General features: G+C 47.7%; 1 protein-coding gene. It reads left to right on the top strand.

Going from position 1 to position 1766, the window contains the following annotated elements; all coding sequences use genetic code 11:
- Positions 1 to 136: 136 nt before the first annotated feature.
- Positions 137 to 1747 carry an IS1634 family transposase gene (locus DQG13_RS30225; RefSeq protein ID WP_113023910.1) on the top strand — a complete coding sequence of 537 codons (1611 nt, stop codon included), beginning with the start codon at positions 137 to 139 and terminating at the stop codon, positions 1745 to 1747.
- Positions 1748 to 1766 lie beyond the last annotated feature (19 nt).

Below are 1766 nucleotides of genomic sequence, written 5' to 3'. Positions count from 1 at the left end.
CCTGGATTCCCGCGGAAACATAACGAGGCAATAAAATAGACCGACAAAAAGCCTTATAAATACTGGTTTTTTGCCGGTTTTCTCTTTCATTTTACATCGTTATGCGTTATAATATACATAACGAGGTGAGGGTGGAATGGCAACGATCGTATTTCAAAAAGACAAGCGTTCCGGTATTACGTACGCCTATGAGTCCGTTTCGTATTGGGACAAAGAGAAGAAACAATCCCGAGCCAAGCGCACCCTTATTGGCCGGGTAGATCCGGGTACAGGGGAGATCATTCCCACTGACGGCAGGGGCCGGAAGACACAAGAAGCTCCCGCCGCTGCAAAAAGAGGGCCGGTCCCCTCGACTCGGACGGCCAGGAAATTCTATGGTGCCACTTATCTGCTCGACGCTATTGGAGAAAAACTGGGTATTGCTGAAGACTTGAAGCAATGCTTCCCAGGGATGGCGCAACAGATCTTATCCATCGTGTATTACCTGATTCTCGAGGATAAGAATCCCCTGTATCGTTTCGAAAAATGGAGCCACTTACATAAGCATCCATACGGCGACAACATCTCCTCCCAACGCAGCAGCGAAATCTTCGCTTCCGTTACAGAAGAGGCCAAAAGCCAATTTTTCCGTTTGCAAGGAAAGCGCCGGGTAGACAAGGAATATTGGGCGTACGACATCACATCCATTTCCAGCTATTCCGAAGGATTGCGCCAAGTCCAATACGGCCGAAATAAAGAAGATGACTCACTGCCACAACTGAACCTGGCGCTGGTGTTTGGAGAAACCTCCCACCTGCCATTTTATTACCGTAAGCTGGCAGGGAACATTCCGGATGCCAAGACCCTCACGAATTTACTCTCAGAGCTCGCTACGCTGGGATTCTCGAAAGTGAAGCTGGTGATGGACCGCGGCTTCTACAGCGAAGCCAACATCAATGCGCTTTTCAAAGCACATTTGAAGTTTTTGATTTCGGCTAAGATGTCTCTGTCTTTCATTCGCAAGGAGCTGGACAGCATCTATGATCGCTTCCGCTCCTATGAACACTACAATGAGAAATACGAACTCTACTGCCACACCGTGCCAACGCAGTGGAACTACACCGAGCACCGTCCCTACAAGGGAGATACAATAACGGAACCCAAGCGTATGTACATTCACTATTATTACAACATCGACAAAGCTGCTGAAGATGAAAAAGCCTTTGATCGGAAATTGATCGGGTTCCTTCAGGAACTGGAGTCTGGCCGCAGAGTTCCTGAGCATGAGCCGCTTTACAAGAAGTACTTTGAGGTCAAAACCACACCCAGACGGGGAGCGCGGGTAACTGTGAATGAAGAGGTTGTTGCCAAAGTTAAACGGTATTATGGTTACTTTGCCTTGGTCACGAATGAAACGATGGATGCGAACACGGCGCTGGAATTATACCGAAACAAAGACGTTGTGGAGAAAGCCTTTGGCAACTTAAAGGAACGGCTCAATATGCGCCGCACATTGGTATCTTCGGAACAGAGCTTAGACGGAAAGTTGTTTGTTGAATTTGTGGCTCTCATTTATCTTTCTTACATCAAGAAACAAATGCAGGATACCGGCCTGTTCAAAACGTACACCTTGCAAAGTGCTCTGGATAAGCTCGATGTCATTGAATGCTTTGAAGCCCCAGGGCAACAACTGCGTGTCGGGGAACTTCTGGAGAAACAAAAGGAGATCTATACCAGTTTGGGAATCGATCCACCATCCTCGTTATGAGTTCCCGGGAATCCAGGTT

It is taken from the genome of Paenibacillus sp. YN15 (assembly GCF_003285005.1).
Taxonomy (GTDB): domain Bacteria; phylum Bacillota; class Bacilli; order Paenibacillales; family NBRC-103111; genus Paenibacillus_AR.
Note: the sequence above shows the minus strand (reverse complement) of the source record. Positions and strands in the feature narration are given on the sequence as shown.

Excerpts from the sequence above, each read along its gene's own strand:
- DQG13_RS30225 (WP_113023910.1), top strand. The coding sequence starts at position 137 with ATGGCAACGATCGTATTTCAAAAAGACAAGCGTTCCGGTATTACGTAC.